This is a genomic window from Pseudomonas sp. FSL R10-1339 (genome assembly GCF_009600545.1).
GTDB lineage: Bacteria > Pseudomonadota > Gammaproteobacteria > Pseudomonadales > Pseudomonadaceae > Aquipseudomonas > Aquipseudomonas bubulae.
The window spans coordinates 72,889-92,231 of record NZ_WIVQ01000008.1; the positions used below are offsets into that span (position 1 = coordinate 72,889).

14 protein-coding genes and 1 pseudogene are annotated in these 19,343 nt (G+C 60.0%); 10 read left to right on the plus strand and 5 right to left on the minus strand.

What is annotated here, in order from left to right; genetic code table 11:
• Window positions 1-11: 11 nt before the first annotated feature.
• The 10 genes and pseudogenes from mutL (at window position 12) to GHO03_RS25790 (ending at window position 11,720) form a co-directional block, all read left to right on the plus strand.
• A complete protein-coding gene (gene mutL / locus GHO03_RS04755) occupies window positions 12-1,910 on the plus strand; it encodes a DNA mismatch repair endonuclease MutL (RefSeq protein WP_165446536.1) in 1,899 nt (632 codons plus the stop codon).
• A complete protein-coding gene (gene miaA / locus GHO03_RS04760; RefSeq protein ID WP_095000952.1) occupies window positions 1,910-2,890 on the plus strand; it encodes a tRNA (adenosine(37)-N6)-dimethylallyltransferase MiaA in 981 nt (326 codons plus the stop codon). The genes mutL and miaA overlap by 1 nt, the downstream gene beginning before the upstream one ends.
• Before the next feature lie 90 nt (window positions 2,891-2,980).
• A complete protein-coding gene (gene hfq / locus GHO03_RS04765; RefSeq protein WP_016783304.1) occupies window positions 2,981-3,241 on the plus strand; it encodes an RNA chaperone Hfq in 261 nt (86 codons plus the stop codon).
• 13 nt (window positions 3,242-3,254) lie between these two features.
• Window positions 3,255-4,556, plus strand: a complete 1,302-nt coding sequence (gene hflX, locus GHO03_RS04770) for a ribosome rescue GTPase HflX (protein ID WP_133144741.1) — start codon at window positions 3,255-3,257, stop codon at window positions 4,554-4,556.
• A gap of 96 nt (window positions 4,557-4,652) precedes the next feature.
• A complete protein-coding gene (gene hflK, locus GHO03_RS04775) occupies window positions 4,653-5,834 on the plus strand; it encodes an FtsH protease activity modulator HflK (RefSeq protein WP_095000954.1) in 1,182 nt (393 codons plus the stop codon).
• Window positions 5,834-6,712, plus strand: a complete 879-nt coding sequence (gene hflC / locus GHO03_RS04780) for a protease modulator HflC (protein ID WP_133144740.1) — start codon at window positions 5,834-5,836, stop codon at window positions 6,710-6,712. The genes hflK and hflC overlap by 1 nt, the downstream gene beginning before the upstream one ends.
• A 407-nt stretch (window positions 6,713-7,119) precedes the next feature.
• The gene (locus tag GHO03_RS04785) at window positions 7,120-8,307 is read left to right on the plus strand and encodes an ATP phosphoribosyltransferase regulatory subunit (protein ID WP_095000956.1); all 1,188 of its coding nucleotides are present in this window, start codon (window positions 7,120-7,122) and stop codon (window positions 8,305-8,307) included.
• A 54-nt stretch (window positions 8,308-8,361) separates the two neighbouring features.
• Window positions 8,362-9,651 (plus strand): adenylosuccinate synthase, encoded by a 1,290-nt coding sequence (locus tag GHO03_RS04790; protein WP_016783309.1) that lies wholly within the window; start codon window positions 8,362-8,364, stop codon window positions 9,649-9,651.
• Between the two features lie 1,013 nt (window positions 9,652-10,664).
• Window positions 10,665-10,814, plus strand: a pseudogene (locus tag GHO03_RS25785) (hypothetical protein); the annotation flags it as partial.
• A gap of 201 nt (window positions 10,815-11,015) precedes the next feature.
• Window positions 11,016-11,720, plus strand: a complete 705-nt coding sequence (locus tag GHO03_RS25790) for a methyl-accepting chemotaxis protein (protein ID WP_370824333.1) — start codon at window positions 11,016-11,018, stop codon at window positions 11,718-11,720.
• Window positions 11,721-11,845: 125 nt separating this feature from the next.
• Here GHO03_RS25790 and GHO03_RS04800 read toward each other — a convergent pair whose 3' ends face one another.
• The 5 genes from GHO03_RS04800 to GHO03_RS04820 all read right to left on the minus strand — a co-directional run.
• A complete protein-coding gene (locus GHO03_RS04800; RefSeq protein ID WP_095017680.1) occupies window positions 11,846-13,399 on the minus strand; it encodes an iron ABC transporter permease in 1,554 nt (517 codons plus the stop codon).
• On the minus strand, window positions 13,399-14,424 hold the full coding sequence (locus GHO03_RS04805) for an iron ABC transporter substrate-binding protein (RefSeq protein ID WP_095000959.1): 1,026 nt from the start codon (window positions 14,422-14,424) through the stop codon (window positions 13,399-13,401). The genes GHO03_RS04800 and GHO03_RS04805 overlap by 1 nt, the downstream gene beginning before the upstream one ends.
• 233 nt (window positions 14,425-14,657) lie before the next feature.
• Window positions 14,658-15,749, minus strand: coding sequence for a cytochrome-c peroxidase (locus GHO03_RS04810; RefSeq protein WP_153399294.1), 1,092 nt, complete (start codon window positions 15,747-15,749; stop codon window positions 14,658-14,660).
• Window positions 15,746-18,520, minus strand: a complete 2,775-nt coding sequence (locus tag GHO03_RS04815; RefSeq protein ID WP_240043250.1) for a TonB-dependent siderophore receptor — start codon at window positions 18,518-18,520, stop codon at window positions 15,746-15,748. Before GHO03_RS04815 ends, GHO03_RS04810 begins: the two co-directional genes overlap by 4 nt.
• Window positions 18,521-18,665: 145 nt before the next feature.
• Window positions 18,666-19,343: FecR family protein (locus tag GHO03_RS04820; RefSeq protein ID WP_153399297.1), on the minus strand; the 678-nt coding region annotated here is incomplete at its 5' end.

The window sequence follows — 19,343 nt, forward strand, 5'->3', positions numbered from 1 at the left end:
GTGATGAAGCATTGAGCAGCAGCGCGCGGATTGAATTGCTCAGCCCGCGCCTGGCCAACCAGATCGCTGCGGGCGAAGTAGTTGAACGCCCGGCTTCGGTGATCAAGGAGCTGCTGGAAAACAGCCTCGATTCGGGTGCCAAGCGCATTGATGTGGACGTGGAGCAGGCCGGGATCAAGCTGCTGCGGGTACGTGACGATGGCAGCGGAATTTCCAGCGACGACTTGCCGTTGGCGCTGGCCCGTCACGCCACCAGCAAGATTCGTGATCTGGAAGACCTTGAGCGGGTGATGAGCCTGGGCTTTCGCGGTGAGGCGCTGGCTTCCATCAGTTCCGTGGCGCGCCTGACCCTGACCTCGCGCACCCGTGGTGCCGATCAGGCCTGGCAGGTCGAGACCGAAGGCCGCGACATGGCGCCCCGGGTTCAGCCGGCTGCACATCCGGTGGGCACCTCGGTTGAAGTGCGCGACCTGTTTTTCAACACCCCGGCACGGCGCAAATTTCTCAAAACCGAAAAGACCGAATTCGATCACCTGCAGGAAGTGATCAAGCGCCTGGCGCTGGCACGTTTTGATGTGGCGTTCAATTTGCGCCACAACGGCAAGTCCATCCTCAACCTGCACGAAGCCCGCGACGATACTGCCCGCGCCCGGCGTGTGGCGGCCGTGTGCGGCTCCGCGTTCCTGGAACAGGCAATGCCCATCGAGGTTGAACGCAATGGTTTGCACCTGTGGGGCTGGGTCGGGTTGCCGACTTTTTCCCGCAGTCAGGCGGACTTGCAGTACTTCTATGTCAATGGCCGCGCGGTACGCGACAAACTGGTGGCCCATGCGGTGCGCCAGGCGTATCGCGATGTGCTGTTCAATGGTCGCCACCCAACCTTTGTGCTGTTCTTTGAGGTCGACCCCTCGGTGGTCGACGTCAACGTACACCCGACCAAGCACGAAGTACGCTTCCGTGACGGGCGCATGGTGCATGATTTCCTCTATGGCACTTTGCACCGTGCTCTGGGTGACGTTCGCCCCGAAGACCAACTGGCCGCACCAGCGCCGGTGCCCGGGGCCGAGCGCCCGACGGGGCTGGATGCTGGCGAATTCGGCCCGCAGGGTGAAATGCGTCTGGCGGCCAATGTGCTGGAGCAGCCGCAGTCGGCCCCGTCACCGCATGTGGCAGGTTCGGGCGCTGGTGCGGGCTATCAGTACCAATACCGTCCGCAGTCCTCCGCGCCCCCGGTGCCCGTCGAAGAAGCGCGCAATGCCTATCGCGAGTTTTTCGCACCATTGCCTGAGGCCAATGCCGCGCCTCTGCCGGACGGGCAAGGTGATATTCCGCCGCTCGGCTTTGCTCTGGCCCAGCTCAAGGGCATTTATATTCTCGCGGAAAACGCCCAGGGGTTGGTGCTGGTGGATATGCACGCGGCCCATGAGCGGATCATGTATGAGCGTCTGAAAATCGCCATGGCCAGTGAAGGCCTGAGTGGTCAGCCGCTGCTGGTGCCGGAATCGATTGCGGTCAGCCAGCGGGAAGCCGATTGCGCCGAAGAACACGCCGAGTGGTTCCAGCGCCTGGGCTTCGAGTTGCAGCGCCTTGGCCCGGAAACCCTGGCCATCCGCCAGATTCCAGCCCTGCTCAAGCAGGCCGAGGCCCAGCGACTGGTTCACGACGTACTGGCCGACCTGATGGAATACGGCACCAGTGACCGGATCCAGGCGCACCTCAACGAGCTGCTCGGCACCATGGCCTGCCACGGTGCGATCCGCGCCAATCGCCGTTTGGCGATCCCGGAAATGAACGGTCTGTTGCGTGACATGGAAAACACCGAGCGCAGCGGTCAGTGCAATCATGGTCGTCCCACCTGGACCCAAATGGGCCTGGACGACTTGGACAAACTCTTTTTGCGCGGTCGCTGATGACAGGTTCCAACGCTTTACCCCCGGCTATTTTCCTGATGGGGCCGACGGCCGCCGGCAAGACCGACCTGGCCATCGAGCTGAGCAAGGTGCTGCCGTGCGAGCTGATCAGTGTCGACTCGGCGCTGGTCTATCGCGGCATGGACATCGGCACTGCCAAGCCGTCGAAAGAAATTCTGGCGGCTCACCCGCATCAGTTGATCGACATTCTCGACCCGGCCGAGAGCTATTCGGCGGCCGATTTTCGTCGCGATGCGCTCAAGGCCATGGCCGAGATCACGGCGCGAGGCAATATCCCGCTGCTGGTGGGCGGCACCATGCTCTATTACAAGGCACTGATTGACGGCCTGGCCGACATGCCTCCGGCGGACCCCGAGGTGCGCGCGCAGCTTGAAGAAGAGGCGCAGCGCCTTGGCTGGCAGGCCCTGCACGACCAGTTGGCAGCCATAGATCCGGAGTCTGCCGCGCGAATTCACCCCAATGATCCGCAGCGTCTGACCCGGGCGCTTGAGGTTTATCGGGTCAGCGGCATGAGCGTGACGGCCCATCGGCAAAAACAATCTGAACAAACGACTAAAGCAGCGGCTTCTGGGCACAGCCAATTGCCCTATACTGTCGCAAATCTGGCCATCGCTCCGGCGAACCGTCAGGTGCTGCATGAGCGAATTGCACTAAGATTCGGGCAGATGCTGGAACAGGGGTTCATTGACGAGGTCATAAACCTGCGCAACAGAAGTGACCTGCATGCCGGGTTGCCGTCTATACGTGCAGTGGGTTACCGCCAAGTCTGGGACTACCTCGACGGCAAGCTGACAGCGGCCGAGATGCAGGAGCGCGGCATCATAGCCACGCGCCAGTTGGCCAAGCGCCAGTTCACCTGGTTGCGCAGCTGGAATGATTTGCATTGGCTTGACAGTCTGGACTGCGACAATCTGCCACGAGCCTTGAAATACCTGGAATCGGTCTCCATATTGAGCTGAGTCTTGGCAAATGCCGTCTATCCTATGGATGTGGCGACAGCGGTCATCTAATTTTTGTTTCTATTTTTTATCCTTACAGGAGTGCGGCATATGTCAAAAGGGCATTCGCTACAAGACCCTTACTTGAATACTTTGCGTAAAGAGAAGGTTGGCGTTTCCATCTATCTGGTCAACGGGATCAAGCTGCAGGGGACCATCGAGTCTTTCGACCAGTTCGTGATCCTGCTGAAAAACACCGTCAGCCAAATGGTTTACAAGCACGCAATTTCGACAGTCGTACCAGTACGTCCAATTCGTCTGCCTAGCGCAACCGAATCGGATCTGGCAGACGCTGAACCAGGTAATGCCTAAATAGGAGCATCCTTTGTTCTTTGAGCGCCACGGTGGTGGTGAGCGAGCGATCCTCGTTCACTTGGAAGGACAGGACCCTGAGGCGCGCGAAGATCCGCAGGAGTTCCAGGAGTTAGCTGTGTCGGCTGGCGCCGATACCGTCGCGTTTTTTAACGTGCCGCGTCATCGGCCATCGGCCAAATACCTGATTGGCAGTGGCAAGGTCGAGGAGTTGCGCGATCTGGTCAATGCCGAGAAGGTCGACATCGTGATTTTCAATCACGTACTCACGCCCAGTCAGGAACGTAACCTCGAACGTGTTTTCGAGTGTCGCGTGCTTGACCGTACCGGGCTGATTCTCGATATCTTCGCTCAACGCGCCCGTACCCATGAGGGTAAGCTGCAAGTCGAACTGGCTCAGCTTGACCACATGAGCACGCGTCTTGTACGCGGCTGGACTCACCTTGAGCGTCAAGGTGGCGGCATTGGCATGCGCGGGCCGGGTGAAACCCAGCTCGAAACCGACCGCCGACTGTTGCGTGTGCGCATCAGCCAGATCAAAGCCCGTCTGAAAAAAGTCCGCAGTCAACGCGAGCAGTCCCGTAGAGGGCGCCAACGCGCCGATATTCCTACAGTGTCGCTGGTGGGCTATACCAACGCCGGTAAATCCACGCTGTTCAACAAGGTCACCGGCTCTGACGTGTTTGCCGCCGACCAGTTGTTCGCCACGCTAGACCCGACCCTGCGCCGCCTTGATCTGGGCGACCTGGGGCCGATCGTGCTGGCCGACACCGTGGGCTTTATTCGTCATCTTCCGCACAAGCTAGTTGAAGCATTCCGGTCTACGCTCGAAGAGTCGAGCAATTCCGATCTGCTGCTGCATGTGATCGATGCGCACGAGCCTGAGCGCATGGCGCAGATCGAGCAGGTGATGGTGGTACTGGGCGAAATCGGTGCGCAGGACTTGCCGATTCTCGAGGTCTACAACAAAATCGATTTGCTTGAAGGTGTCGAGCCGCAGATCCAGCGTGATGCCGATGGCAAGCCGCAGCGGGTCTGGTTGTCGGCCCGTGATGGTCAAGGGCTGGAGTTGCTTGAGCAGGCCATCGCCGAGTTGCTGGGCAATGATTTGTTCGTGGGCACCTTGCGCTTGCCGCAACGTTTTGCTCGACTGCGTGCACAGTTCTTCGAACTGGGGGTTGTGCAAAAAGAACAGCATGACGATGAGGGCTCCAGTCTGTTGGACGTACGCCTGCCGCGATCCGAGCTCAATCGCTTGGTCAGCCGCGAAGGGATGCAGCCGCTGGAATTCATCGAAGAACACACTTTGCAATAAAAGCCTCGCAAAGCGGTCGTGCCGCTGTGATAGGCATTCTGTAGCATTGGTCGGCGCGCCGTGGGCGCGTCTTTGCTTTATCAGATGGAGAGCGCTATGGCTTGGAATGAGCCGGGTGGCAACTCGAACAATCAAGATCCTTGGGGTGGCAAACGCCCTAAAAATGGCGACCGCAAGGGGCCACCAGATCTCGACGAGGCCTTCCGAAAGCTGCAGGAAAGCCTGAATGGGTTGTTCGGTGGTGGGAAAAAACGTACTGGCGGCAGCGGCAGTGAGGGTGGTTCGAATGGCAAGGGCGCCGGCTACGGTCTGCTCGGCATCGGCCTCGTCGTGCTGGCGGCTGCCTGGCTTTACAGCGCCGTGTATGTAGTCGATGAGCAGGAGCAAGCCGTGGTGCTGCGCCTGGGCAAGTACTACGACACCGTTGGGCCGGGCCTGAATATCTACTTCCCGCCGTTCGACAAAAAGTACATGGAGAACGTGACGCGTGAGCGTGCGTACACCAAGCAGGGTCAAATGCTGACTGAAGACGAAAACATCGTCGAAGTGCCGCTGACCGTGCAGTACAAGATCAGCAACCTGCGCGACTTCGTGCTGAATGTTGATCAACCGGAAGTCAGCTTGCAGCAGGCGACCGACAGCGCCTTGCGTCACGTCGTGGGTTCCACGTCTATGGATCAGGTGCTGACCGAAGGCCGTGAGCAAATGGCCGTGGAAATCAAGGAACGCCTGCAGCGTTTCCTCGATACCTACAAGACCGGTATCACCGTGACCCAGGTCAACGTACAGAACGCAGCCGCACCGCGTGAAGTACAGGAAGCCTTCGATGACGTGATCCGTGCCCGAGAAGACGAGCAGCGTGCCCGCAACCAGGCCGAAAGCTATGCCAACGGCGTTGTACCGGAAGCACGTGGTCAGGCCCAGCGCATCATCGAAGATGCCAACGGCTACCGTGATGAAGTGGTTTCCCGCGCCAAGGGTGAGGCTGACCGCTTTACCAAACTGGTTGCCGAGTACCGCAAAAATCCTGAAGTGACCCGCGACCGTCTGTATCTGGACACCATGCAGGAAGTCTTCAGCAACACCAGCAAGGTACTCGTGACCGGTAACAAAAACGGCCAGAGCAACCTGCTTTACTTGCCGTTGGACAAAATGATCGAAGGCCGTAATGGCAGCACCCCGGCAACGGGTTCGGCAGCCGCAGCGAGCAATACTGATTCCGGCTCGCACGTCAGCACGGATCTGCCGCCACAACCGCGCACCAGGGAGAGCCGCTGATGAGCAATAAATCGCAGGTTGCCCTTATTGTTGCTGTTGTCGTGGGGATCGTTGCCTGGAACAGCTTCTACATCGTCTCGCAAACCGAGCGTGCGGTACTGCTGCGCTTTGGCCGTGTGGTCCAGGCTGACGTTCAGCCGGGCCTGCATGTGAAGATTCCTTACGTCAACCAGGTGCGCAAGTTCGACGCCCGCCTGATGACGCTGGACGCGCCGACTCAGCGTTTCCTGACGCTGGAAAAGAAAGCGGTCATGGTTGATGCCTTCGCCAAGTGGCGTGTGAAAGATGCCGAGCGCTTCTACACCGCAACTTCGGGCATGAAACAGATTGCTGACGAACGTCTGTCGCGTCGTCTGGAATCCGGTCTGCGTGACCAGTTCGGCAAGCGCACCCTGCACGAAGTAGTGTCGGGTGAGCGTGATGCGTTGATGGCTGACATCACTGCATCGTTGAACAAAATGGCTGAAAAAGAGCTGGGCATTGAAGTGGTCGACGTTCGCGTCAAGGCCATCGACCTGCCAAAAGAAGTAAACCGCAGCGTTTTCGAACGTATGAGCACCGAACGTGAGCGTGAAGCACGCGAGCATCGGGCCAAGGGTAACGAACTGGCAGAAGGCATTCGTGCTGACGCCGACCGTCAACGTCGTGTTCTGCTGGCTGAAGCTTATCGTCAGTCCGAAGAAGCACGCGGTGATGGCGATGCCCAGGCAGCTTCGATCTACTCCAAGGCTTATGGCCAGGATCAGGAGTTCTACAAGTTCTATCGCAGCCTGCGCGCTTACCGCGAAAGCTTCGCGAGCAAGAACGATGTGCTGGTTCTGGACCCAAGCAGCGATTTCTTCCGCTACCTGGAAAAATCCAAGCCTTCACAGCAGTAAAAGCGCTTCAAGCCTGTGGGAGCAGGCTTGCTCGCGATGCAAGCAACTCGGTCTGTCTGCTAAATCGAGTTGATGCCATCGCGAGCAAGCCCGCTCCCACACTGTTTTCAGAAGGGTTGGCATGTTCATCACAGGCCCTGATTCACTCCGCTTGGCGGTCAAATGGCCTCGCAGGGTGATCCTTTTAGAAAACGGGTGTATGATGCGGCAGCCGGGAAATTCCCGGCTTTTTTGCGTCTGCATGTTTGATTGTCCGAATGGCTGTTACAGCATCGGCAGAATTTTCGAGGAATGTGCGAGCCTGTCGTTCAGGCTTTTTTGCTGTGCGCGTTCAAGACGCAGCCACGTTCTGCTTTACTCAAGGCTCGCCTGCTGGCTGGCCGCCCGGATCACAGGGGAATGGCGTAATGGCAACGGTAGACCGCTGGCTTTTGCCAGATGGCATCGAAGAAGTACTTCCACCTGAAGCTGCCCGCATTGAAGTGGCGCGCCGTCAGGTGTTGGATCTGTTCCAGAGCTGGGGCTATGAGTTCGTCGTGACCCCGCATATCGAATACCTGGAGTCCCTGCTGACAGGGGCTGGCCAGGACCTCGACTTGCGTACCTTCAAGGTGATTGACCCGCAAACGGGTCGCCAGATGGGTTTTCGTGCCGACATCACGCCGCAAGTGGCGCGTATCGATGCGCATACCCTGCGTCGTGAAGGCCCGAGCCGTCTGTGCTACGCCGGCAGCGTGCTGCATGCTCAACCGCGTGCACTGTCATCCTCGCGCAGCCCGATCCAGCTGGGCGCCGAGTTGTATGGCGATGCAAGCCCGAGCAGCGATGTTGAAGTGATCAGCCTGATGCTGGCCATGCTGCAACTGGCCGATGTGCCGGATGTGCACATGGACCTGGGGCATGTTGGTATTTACCGTGGTCTGGCCCGTGCGGCCAACCTGTCGGTTGAAGTGGAACAACAATTGTTCGACGCCCTGCAACGCAAGGCGATCGACGAAGTAACGGCCTTGACCCAAGGCTTGCCGGCCGATTTGGCGGGCATGCTGCAGGCCTTGGTTGGTTTGTGTGGCGGTCACGAAGTTCTGGCTGCTGCGCGCGAGCGTCTGGCCAAGGCTCCGGCTCAAGTGCTGGCAGCTCTGGACGACCTGGTGGCGATTGCCGAAGGGTTGTCTGTGCGTTTCCCGCAGTTGCCGTTGTACTTTGACCTGGGCGAGTTGCGTGGGTATCACTACCACACAGGTGTAGTGTTTGCGGTATTTGTACCGGGCGTTGGGGACTCCATCGCCCAAGGCGGTCGTTATGACGACATTGGTGCTGTTTTCGGGCGTGCCCGGCCGGCAACCGGCTTTTCGACCGATTTGAAAACCCTGGTGACCCTGGGGCGTGCGGAAGTCAAGTTGCCGTCTGGTGGTATCTGGATGCCAGACAGCACCGATGCGGCACTCTGGCAGCAGGTTTGCCAGCTTCGCAGTGAAGGCCAGCGTGTGGTTCAGGCGTTGCCTGGGCAACAGCAGGCTGGTGCCCTGGAGGCAGACTGCGACCGCCAATTGATTCAGCAGAATGGCCTGTGGCAAGTAGTGCCGCTGGTTTCTTGAGTTTTCCTGCCGGCGGCTGCCGGCACCAAGTTTGCGCGAATGAGGACAAGTGTTATGGGTAAGAATGTCGTAGTCCTGGGCACCCAATGGGGTGATGAGGGCAAAGGCAAGATCGTTGATCTGCTGACCGAACATGCTGCCGCTGTAGTGCGTTACCAAGGTGGCCACAACGCTGGCCACACGCTGGTAATCGACGGCGAAAAAACCGTATTGCACCTGATTCCGTCGGGCGTGTTGCGCGAAGGCGTGCAATGCCTGATCGGCAACGGTGTCGTGGTTGCTCCCGACGCCCTGCTGCGTGAAATCATCAAGCTGGAAGAGAAAGGCGTACCGGTGCGCGAGCGCCTGCGTATCAGCCCGTCCTGCCCGCTGATCCTGTCGTTCCACGTGGCGCTGGACCAGGCCCGTGAAAAAGCCCGTGGCGAGCTGAAGATCGGTACGACTGGTCGCGGTATCGGCCCGGCTTACGAAGACAAAGTTGCCCGTCGTGGCCTGCGTGTTGGCGACCTGCTGAACATGCCGCGCTTTGAAGCCAAACTGCGTGAACTGGTGGATTACCACAACTTCATGCTGGTTGGTTACTACAAAGAGCCGGCTATCGACTTCGACAAGACCCTGGCCGAGTGCAAGGAATACGCCGAGCTGCTCAAGCCGTTGATGCTGGACGTGACAGCCGAGCTGCACGACCTGCGTCGCGCTGGCAAGGACATCATGTTCGAAGGCGCCCAGGGTTCGTTGCTGGACATCGACCACGGTACCTATCCGTACGTGACCAGCTCCAACACCACCGCTGGCGGCGTTGCGACCGGTTCGGGCGTTGGCCCGATGTTCCTGGACTACATCCTGGGCATCACCAAGGCTTACACCACTCGCGTAGGTTCGGGCCCGTTCCCGACTGAGCTGTTCGACGACGTTGGCGCTCACCTGGCCAAGCAAGGTCACGAGTTCGGTGCTACCACCGGCCGTGCCCGTCGTTGCGGCTGGTTCGACGCCGTTATCCTGCGTCGCGCTATCGATGTGAACAGCATCTCGGGCATCTGCCTGACCAAGCTGGACGTACTCGACGGTCTGGAAACCATCAACATTTGCGTTGGCTACAAAGACGCAAACGGTGTTGATGTTGCACCGACCGACGCTGACAGCTACGTAGGCCTGCAGCCTGTGTACGAAGAAGTGCCGGGCTGGACTGAATCGACCGTGGGTGCCAAAACCCTGGAAGAGCTGCCAGCCAACGCTCGCGCTTACATCACGCGCGTAGAAGAGCTGATCGGCGCTCCGATCGACATCATTTCGACTGGCCCGGACCGCAACGAGACCATCGTTCTGCGTCACCCGTTCGCTTAAGTCGCTGTTGATGTAAAACAAAAGGCCCTTCGGGGCCTTTTGTCGTTTCTGCCTGTTGTGCGGCACGACCCTTGCTGTGAAAACCGTCAATAAGCGTGCTATCAAAATAATGGCACCTAAGTGGAGGGTTTTCCGTGTCTGCCGTTCTCTCACTGTTACAAAGCCGTCTGCTGCGGCCTGTATTCGTTACCCTAGGTATCGCTCTTTTGGTGCAGGTTTTGGTGGCTGTTGCACTGACACGGAGCACGGTGACGGCGTTGGAGTCTGATCTGGATGCGCGTCTGGGGGCAGACAGCCTAAAGCTCACCGCGGAACTGGAGCAGGCCGGGCGTGAAGTTAAAAGCAGCCTTGACGCGTTGTCTGCCAGCACCCGGCAGCGTTTGACCGCGGGCCTGGAGCCACGCTTGAAAGACGAGCAAATGCAGCTCAGGCAATCGCTGGAGAAGAACCTGCAGGACTCGGAAAACGACATGGCGCAACTGCTGGCAGCTGTAGCGCCGCGTGCCATATGGGATAGCGACGTGCCCACGCTGTCCGATTTCGCCCGACGCGCTCAACGTAATCCTAATGTGTTATTCGTGGTGTACGACGATGCCACGGGGCAGCATCTGACCCGCTATCTCAATCGTGATAACCCGATCAACCAGGCGCTTTTGGCCAAGGGCAATGGCGAGCGGGCGCTGGATAAAGTGCTCGATGCGGCCCGCCATGATCCGTCGGTGTACTACCTCGAAGCCTCTATCAACCCCAATGGGGTCGAGATCGGCAAAGTGCTGATGGGGGTTTCCACCGCCTCGGTTGAGCAGGACCTGGCGGCCCTCGACCAGCGCTTTTCGACGTTGATAGCCAATAGCGGGCAACTGGTCGGCGAAAGCTTGCAAGGTGCTGCCAGCGACAGTTCGGCAGCACTGGGCGCGCGTCTGGAGTCGGCGCAGGCAGCGGCGGCGCAGATGCAGGCCAATACCGCGCAGACCGTGCGCGAGGCGGCGGACACCTTGCGCTGGCGTATTGGCATGGGGTTGGCGATTGTCGGATTTGGTGTGTTGCTGTTACTGGCGGTGGTGCTGGGGCGGCGGGTGGTCAACAAGTTGCTGCTGCTGATTGCCGCGCTGGATGACCTGGCCGCAGGCGAAGGTGATTTGACCAAGCGTGTAGGCCTGAACAGCAAGGATGAAATCGGCGATATGGCGGCGGCGGTTAACCGCTTTGTCGACAAGCTGCAGCCCATCGTGCGTGAGGCGGGTGATGTGGCGCAACGCACCGGGGTGGAGATCGGTGTGATGACCTTGCGCAATGCCGGGGCCGATGCTGCCGCGCAGTTACAGCGCGATGAAGTAGCTCAGAGCCTGCATGCACTGTCGACCATGGCAGATGCAGCCCAGTCGGAAAGCCAGGCGATGCAGGCGGCGCTCCGGCAGGTGGTCGATATTCGTCAGGCTACTGATGAAAACACTCGCACCTCGGCCAAGGTCGGGGGGCTGATCGAGGCGCTGGCCGGACAGGTGGGCGAGGGAGCCAAGGTGATCGAGCGTCTGGCGCAGCAAAGTGAGCAGATCGAAGTAGTGCTGACGGTGATTCACGGCATCGCCGAGCAAACCAATCTGCTGGCTCTGAACGCGGCCATTGAAGCCGCGAGGGCGGGGGAGACTGGGCGTGGTTTTGCTGTGGTAGCCGATGAAGTGCGGGCTCTGGCCAGCAAAACCCAAAGCTCTACCGGTGATATTCAGGCGCATATCGTGGCCTTGCAGCAGGGAGCCAGGGAAGCCGTGGCGGCCATTGGCCTGGCGGGGCGTCAGGCCGATGAGGGCCTGGCGGTGCTGCGCGGCAGCGTGCAGTTGCAAAAGACCATGCAGGTATCGGTCGAGCAGGTGCATAGCGCGATTGGTGATGCGACCAAAGCTGCCGAGCATCAGGCGCAAGGAGCGTATGCGGTGCGTGGGCGGGTGGAAGTGATCCATGCCCAGGCCGAGCGTGCGGCCGAGGCGGTGACCCAGACCACGGCCAGCGGCAAGGTGCTGGACGGGTTGGCGGCGCAGCTCAAGGCGAGTCTTGGGCAGTTCCGGGCGTAGAGAAGCGGGGCTGCCCCTGTGGGAGCGGGCTTGCTCGCGATGCGGGCAGCGCGGTGTATCTGCATGCCCCCGTCGATGCCATCGCGGGCAAGCCCGCTCCCACACGGGGTATGCTGGATCCGCTGTCAGCGGCTCAAATACATCCTGGTGGTGAGCAAGTACACCGGCAGCCCCGACACCAGAATCAACAACGCCGCATAAGGCGCCGCTGCCGCAAACTCGATATTCGAGGTATGTGACCACACTTGTGTTGCCAGGGTGTTCAGCCCGGTCGGACTCAGTAGCAAGGTGGCGGTCAATTCCTTCATCGCATCCAGAAACACCAGGGCAAAGGCCGCCCCCAGCGCGGGGAAGATAATCGGCAGGGTCACCCGGCAAAATGCCGTAAACGAAGTGGCGCCCAGGGTCCGTGCTGCTTCTTCCAGTTGCGGAGCCGCCTTGTTCAGCGCCGTGCGGATGGGTGCCTGTGCCAGTGGCAAAAACAGCAGCGCATAGGCAATCAGCAGCAATGCCGAAGTCTGGTACAGCGCCGGCACATAATGCAGGGCGAAGTAGACCAGCGCCAAGGCAATCACCAGCCCGGGCAGTGCATGTAACAGATATGGCAAACGCTCCGCCCAGATGGCCAGCGGGCCTTTGTAGCGCACCACCAGCAATCCGACCGGCACAGCCAGCACCAGGCACAGCGCCGCACCGCCCAGGGCCAGTGACAGCGACGAGAACAGAGCCTCGCCAATCTCGGCCAGCGGGAATGCTGCCGAGCTGCCCTTGATCAGCCAGTACGCCAGCATGCCCAGCGGGATGCCGCTGCCAATCACCGCCAGCGCCAGGCAATACAGTTGCCCCGGTAGCGACCACTTGCCCAGGTTCACTTGTTCCGCATGCCGTGCAGCGCCCTGGCCGATACGAATATGCCGGCCTTTGCCACGAACCTTAAGTTCCAGCCATAACAGGCTCAGGCACATCACCAGCAGCACCGCAGACAGCATCGCCGCATTGGCATTGCTGAACTCCAGCTCGAACTGCTGATAAATGGCTGTGGTAAAGGTCTGCAGGCCGATGATCGACAGCGCGCCGAATTCCACCAGCATATGCAGGGCAATCAGCAACGAGCCGGCCAGCAGCGAAGGCCAGAGCAGTGGCAGGGTGATCTTGAAAAACACCCCCCAGCGGTTCTGCCCCAGGGTTCGAGCCGACTCTTCAAGGGCTGGGTCGAGGTTGCGCAGGGTCGCCGCCACCGGCAGAAAGATCAGCGGGTACTTGGACAGGCTCATCACCAGAATGGCACCGCCCAGGCCCTCGAAACTGGCGCTGAGCGATACCCAGGTAAAGCTGCTGACAAACGCCGGCACGGCAAATGGCAGGCACAGGATCACGCCCCACAGGCGCCGCCCCGCCAGGTTGCTGCGCTCCAGCAGCCAGGCCAGGCTCAGGCCGACCAGCGCGCAGGTCAGTGTGACGCCGATCATCAGCAGCAAGGTGTTGCGCATCAGGCCAAAGACATAAGGCCGCCACAACAGGTGCAGGGCTTCAGACCACCCGGCTTGCCAGGCCTTTGTGCCGACATACAACAGCGGCAACAGGCTCAGGCCCACCAGTAGCAGTACGGGCAACAACAGCCAGATCGAAGGCTTTTTGCGAGTGGGCGTAAAGCGTGCAGGTTGAGCGGCTGACAACATCAGAGCAGGCCTACATCACGTTCAAGGTCCAGTGCTTCTTCAGCGTTACCCAGGTCGGCAGGCGTCACTTTCGGCGGTTGCAGCTCTTCAAACGGTTTGAGGCCGCGTTCCGAGACCATGCCTTTGCGCATCGGGTATTCAGCGGTGGTGTTGGTGATAACGCGCTGACCTTCTTCACTGGCCATGTAAGCCAGCAGTTGCTGGGCTTCCTTGGGGTGTTTGCTGGCCTTGATCACGCCGGCGCTGGACACGGTGATCAAACCGCCCGCATCACCATCGGTGAAGTAGTGCAGTTTGGAATCCAGCTGGCCTTTTTCGCGTTGCAGGGCAAACCAGTAGTAGTTGTTGACCAGTACTGCGGCGACTTCACCGTTTTCTACGGCTTTGAGTGCCACCATGTTGTTGGTGTAGGTCTTGCCGAACGCACGCAGTCCGGTCAGCCATTCTTCGGCGGCATCGCGCCCGTGCAGCTTGATGATTGCTACGGCCTGTTCCTGGAAGGCACCGCTGGTGGGTACAAAGCCGATCTTGCCTTGCCATTGCGGGTCAGCGAAATCCAGAACCGACTTGGGCAACTGGTCTTCGCTGATCTTTTTCGGGTTGAAGGCGACAACGCGGGTACGCGCAGTCACGCCGATCCAGGTGCCATTGGCGGCCACGTACTCTTTGGGCAGCGCTTGCAGGGTGCTGTCATCGGCCTTGGCCAGAAAGCCCTGTTCGCCCAGGCTGTTCAGAGGCGGCGACTCTTCGGCGTAGAACACGTCCGCAGGCGAGCGATCGCCTTCTTCCATGATCTGGCTGGCCAGCTGGTTGCTGCTGCCTTTGCGCACATTGACGTGAATGCCGGTCTTGGCTTCAAAGGCGGCAGCGAGGTTGTCGCCGACCTCTTTGTGCTGGCCGTTGTACAGGGTCAGCGTCACAGGATCGGCAGCGTAGGCGGCGGGAGCAAGCAGGGTCAGGCCAAGTGTTGCGATGGACAAACTGCGCAGTAGAAATGTCGCAAGCTGGGTATTTCGGAGCATCATTCGCTGGTTTCCTCGCTTGGGTACTACAAAACTTGTAACAATAATAAACGATATCGTTTCTCAAGTGCGCTTGACCCAGCGTCCAATTGCACCAGTGCGACGAAATGTGATGCTGCCGGCCTGTTCTGCTTTTGTGGGAGCGGGCTTACCCGCGATGGGTATGCTGCCGTTTTACCGGTACACCGTGTCGCCTGCATCGCGAGCAAGCCCGCTCCCACAAAGTCAGGCGCTGCCTACAGTGTGTCGAGAAAGCTGCGCAAGGCCCGCAGTTCGTCCTTGTCCATGTTCAGCGCCTTGAGCCGGTCGCTGGTGCGTGGGAACAACGGGTCGTTGACCTGTTGCGCGTTGGGGCGCGGGCGGGGCATGCCCATGTTGTAGAACGCCAGGGTGCCTTCCATGTTCACAAACAGGCCGTTGTGCATCCACGGTGCGGTTTTCATCACCAGGCGCAATGACGGCGTACGAAATGCCCCCACGTCTTCTGGTTTGCGCGTTACTTCGTAGCGCCCGAGGTCTTCGTATTTACGCCCGTAGTAACTCAGGCCGACGTTATGAAACTGCTCGTCGCTCAGCGCCGGGCCGAAGTGGCAGTTCATGCAGCGTGCCTTGGTGCGAAACAGATGCAGGCCATAGAGCTGCTCATCGCTCATGCGTTGCGGGCGCCCGCGCAGCAGTTGCTCGAAGGCGGTGTTGCGCGTGGCGCTGACCAGCGTGCGCTGAAAGGTGGCCAGGGCCTGGGCGGTTTGCTGTGGGGTGATCGGGCCTGGCCCGAAAACTTGTGCAAACTCCTCCCGGTAAGCGCTATCGGTATTGAGCCGTTGCAGCAGTTGCGGGATATCAAAGGCCATTTCCACCGGGTCGACGATGGGGTGCATGGCTTGCTGTTCCAGAGTGCCACCGCGCCCGTCCCAGAACAGCGCCGGGCTGTAGCCGCTCATTACCAGGCTGGGGGCATTGCGTCGGCCGCTCTGGCGGTCATGCCCGAACGAGACGCGGCGGCCATCGGCAAAGGCCATATCGGCTTCATGGCACGAAGCGCAGGCGATTTGCCCGGAGCGCGAGAGCTTGGGGTCGTTGAACAGTTTTTTGCCCAACTCGGCCTTGGCTTCGCTGAACGGGTTATCCGGCGGTGCGGGGGCGTGGGCGGGCAGGGCGGCCATTTCCTGCCATTGCACATCGGCATCTACCTGGGGTGAAGGCCATTGGGCGACGGGCTGGCGGTATTGTTGGGCGATGCAGGTTTTGTAGTCGGCGGCCTGTTCGTCGCAGGCGACTGCGTTCAGGGTCAGGGTGCCGAGGGTCAGGCCGAGGAATAGGGTCTTCAAAATTTATACCCCACTTCCAGCATGAACTGGCGGCCGACTTCATAGTTGAGTACGCCGTTGGTGTCGGTGGAGCTGACGATGGTCTTGTCCAGCAGGTTGCTGACGTCGAGATTGACGAAAACGGCCTGATCCTTGGCGGTGGGCATCTCCCAGGCAACACGGGTGTCCCATGTCAGTGCCCCGGAGAACGGGGTTTCTTCCCAGACATAGACACTGCTGCCTTCGTGCTCGACCTTTTTGTTGGTGGAGGCAATGCGCCGGTAGCCGTCGCGGTAACGCAGGAAGTTGGTCCAGGTCAGGTGCAGGGGCTCGACTTCGGTCACGGTGGTCAGGCGCGCGGTCCAGGGGCGGTTGTAGTTGCTGGCGGGCATATCGGAATACTTCATGAACTTGCCGTCGTACTGGATCGTCGGGTCTTCCACATAAATCGCGCCGATGCTGGCGCTGTAGCTGGACAGCCCGGTGTTGTTGATCTTGCTCCAGTCCATCGCAAACTGCGCAGTGGTGCGGGTGCTGCCCAGATTGAAGGGTTGCAGGGGGGTGATGCTCAGGGTGTAGATGTCGGCGTCGCTTTTGCCGCCGTTGTAGTAGGTGTAGTAGTTGGCAGCCAGGGTCGAGGTGTCTTCGGACGGTTCGCCGATTTGCGCGCCCCAGGCGCGGCTGATCTGGTCGCGCCCCTTACGGTTGACGTACTTGACGGCGAACTCGGTGTTCCACTGCACGTGGCTCAGGCCCAGGGTCAGTTCGTCGTCGTAAGGCACTTTGAGCTGGTTGAATTTGCTGTCATTGGCGATGTGCTTGCTCAGCTCCCAGTCAGACGTCTGCGTCTTGCGGGTGTATTCGGTGCTCATCGAGGCAATACCGTCGCGCAGGCGATAGGCGTAAAGGTTGCGTCCGTAGTAACGGTTGGCGCCGGCAGTGAGGCGGGTCTTGCCATCGCCAAACACGTCCAGCTCGGTGGCCAGGCGCGGGGCGAAGGTGATCTGATTCATATAGTTGTCGCCGTCCACCCGGATGCCGGGCCTGACGGTGAGGCGCTTGTAGTGCATTTCGTCTTGCAGATACAGCGCCCATGAACGCGTGTCGAAGGCAATTTTGCCCTGGGTAACGGTCATCTTGTTCGCATACTGGCCAGGCCAGCCATTGATTGTTGGTGCCATTGAGCACAGCGGGTCATTGCCGGTGCATGACGTGGCCTTGTCCACCGCATAGCTGCTGTAGGGTGTGCCGCGCTCATAGCTGGCCGAGTTCTGCGACAGCTCCAGGCCAGTTTGCAGCGAATGATCCACACCCAGCCATTTGAAGCTGTTCCAGTCGGCCTTGAGTTTGTAGGCCAGGGTTTTTTGGGTTTCTTCGATATCGCCAAAACCGCCTTCGGTGGCGAATGCCGAGGTGCTCCAGTCGCGACTGGCCGAAGTACGCCAGAGGATCATGTAGTCGCGGTCGGAAAAACGTGAGGTATTCAACTCGCTCCAGCTCAGGTTCTGCTCAACCCGGGCCAGGGGCGCGTTCCACACCAGGCGCGTGCTGATGCTGTCGCCACCGGCATCCATATCGCGGCCGGACACCAGCGAGTTGGGGCCGTAGGTGCGGGCGGTTTCCGGCGCGTGGGTCAGGGTGGTATCGAGCTTCCAGTCTTCGTTGATCTGCCAGGTGGCCTTGAGGAAGTAGTTGTCGATGCGCCGCGATTGCTCTTCGGTCTCCATTGCCGTTTCGGTCTGGTTGGCCACGGAAAACAGGCGGGTCGGCATGGTGGATTCTTTACGCGAAAAGGTGCCCAGCAAGCCGAAGTTGTCGGTCAGATGGCCTTCAAGGGTGGCGCGGCTGATGACTTTCTCGAAATCGGGCTGGTAGCTGTTGCCGAACCCGGCCTTGAAGTTCTCCAGATCCGGGTCATCTTTGTTCAGGTGATAGCGCGTCCACTCGGAGCGGGTCATTTGTACCGACACCTTGCCGTGCAGTTCCTTGCGGGGGTCGCGGGTATTGGCTTCGACTACACCGCCATTGAAGCCGCCAAACTCTACCGGCACGTTACTGTCGTAGACCTTGATGTTTTCCAGCAGGTCGGTGTCCAGCGCCAGGCCCTGGCTGCGCCCCGGTATCTCATCGAAGTCGTCGTTGCTGTTGCCCGGGTCCAGGTCGTTGTTCATGCTCATGCCGTCAACGATAAACAGGTTCTGCCAGGGCCGTGCGCCGTTGATGCTGATATCGGCGGGGGCGATTTCCCCCGGGTTTTTGCTGCTCAACTGGCTGTTGTCGAACTGCACGTTGGGGTTGGTGCGCAGCAGGCTGGTGATATCACCGTTGCCCGAGGGCAGGTCCTCGATCATCTGCCGGTCGATCACCTGTTCGCCCTGGAACACCGGCTCCATCGCCGTGATGGGGGTACTTTTGATTTGCAGTACATCGCTTTGGGCGGGCGGCAGGATTGAGGCGCTGTCAGACGAGGTCACTTCCCATTGCATGCCCGTGCGGCGCAACAGGTGGGCCAGGGCTTTTTCGGGGCTGGTGCTGGCATCGACTGGCGAGCTGGTCAGGCCGTTGAGCACGGTGCTTTCCGCGCTGACCTGCCAGCCTGACTGCTGGGAAAACGCAATCAGGGCGCTGGCCAAAGGCTGGGCCGGGATCTGGAAGTGCAGTTGTTGACGGCTGATTGGCGTGTCGACTGCCGGGCTGGCAGCGATGGCCAGTGCGGGCAGGCCGAGCAACAGGGCCAGGGACAACGATCGATAGCGAGCAACACTGACACAACGCAAACGCGAAGAAGGCATGAGGTGACCTACGAAATGAAACGCCATAGTCACTAATGCGAATCTTTATCAGTGACGTTCGTAGGTAAAGACTCCCGGGCCTTCAGGATTTCCAGAAATAAGTGAAAATAGTTTCGTTAGCGCAAGCCCGCGCCCGCAGGGAGGCTCAGGGCTTGGTCGAGACGATCAGGGTGTAGGGCACGCTGTCCTGCAGGCGTCCGCCCAATGGGGCAATGGCGGTTTGCAGTGCGCGTTTGGGGTCGCGCAGGTTCAGGGCTGCGGTGATGCGTCGTTGCCCCAGCGCCTTGTCCGTCAGCAGAATCAGGCCCGGCTGATAGCGGCGCAACTGTGTGATCACGTCATCGATCGATTGATCGACCGCCACCAGCTGCCAGCGACGCCAGGGCGCGATTTGCTCCTGGGGCAATTGCACGATGCGCGTGCGCTGGCCGTTTGCAGTGAAGTGCAGTTGGTCGCCATGGCCCAGCAGGTGCGTGGCCGAAACCGATGCTTGCGGCGTTTGTACCGCAACCGTGCCGCTCTCGACGCTGACGTCGACACCGTTGTCGTCCAGATTGACCGCAAACGCGGTGCCGGTCACCCGAACCCGCACGTCACCGGCGTTGACGTAGAAGGCGCGGTTGGCATCGTGGGCCACCGAGAAAAAGGCCTGGCCACGCAATAGCGTGACTTCTCGCTGGTCGGGGTTGAACTGCACATCGGCAAGCGAATTGCTGTCGAGAAGCATCTGGCTGCCATCGCTGAGCGCCACGGTGCGGTGTTCGCCGGTGGGGCTGCGGTGGTCGGCTTGCATCGCCTGCCAGTCGGGGCCCCACATCAGCAG

What these genes read in the sequence shown, in the direction of transcription:
- miaA (WP_095000952.1), top strand. Translation starts at nt 1,910, where the DNA reads ATGACAGGTTCCAACGCTTTACCCCCGGCTATTTTCCTGATGGGGCCG.
- hfq (WP_016783304.1), top strand. Translation starts at nt 2,981, where the DNA reads ATGTCAAAAGGGCATTCGCTACAAGACCCTTACTTGAATACTTTGCGT.
- hflK (WP_095000954.1), top strand. Translation starts at nt 4,653, where the DNA reads ATGGCTTGGAATGAGCCGGGTGGCAACTCGAACAATCAAGATCCTTGG.
- hflC (WP_133144740.1), top strand. Translation starts at nt 5,834, where the DNA reads ATGAGCAATAAATCGCAGGTTGCCCTTATTGTTGCTGTTGTCGTGGGG.
- GHO03_RS04785 (WP_095000956.1), top strand. Translation starts at nt 7,120, where the DNA reads ATGGCAACGGTAGACCGCTGGCTTTTGCCAGATGGCATCGAAGAAGTA.
- GHO03_RS04790 (WP_016783309.1), top strand. Translation starts at nt 8,362, where the DNA reads ATGGGTAAGAATGTCGTAGTCCTGGGCACCCAATGGGGTGATGAGGGC.
- GHO03_RS25790 (WP_370824333.1), top strand. Translation starts at nt 11,016, where the DNA reads ATGGCAGATGCAGCCCAGTCGGAAAGCCAGGCGATGCAGGCGGCGCTC.
- GHO03_RS04800 (WP_095017680.1), bottom strand. Translation starts at nt 13,399, where the DNA reads ATGTTGTCAGCCGCTCAACCTGCACGCTTTACGCCCACTCGCAAAAAG.
- GHO03_RS04805 (WP_095000959.1), bottom strand. Translation starts at nt 14,424, where the DNA reads ATGATGCTCCGAAATACCCAGCTTGCGACATTTCTACTGCGCAGTTTG.
- GHO03_RS04815 (WP_240043250.1), bottom strand. Translation starts at nt 18,520, where the DNA reads ATGCCTTCTTCGCGTTTGCGTTGTGTCAGTGTTGCTCGCTATCGATCG.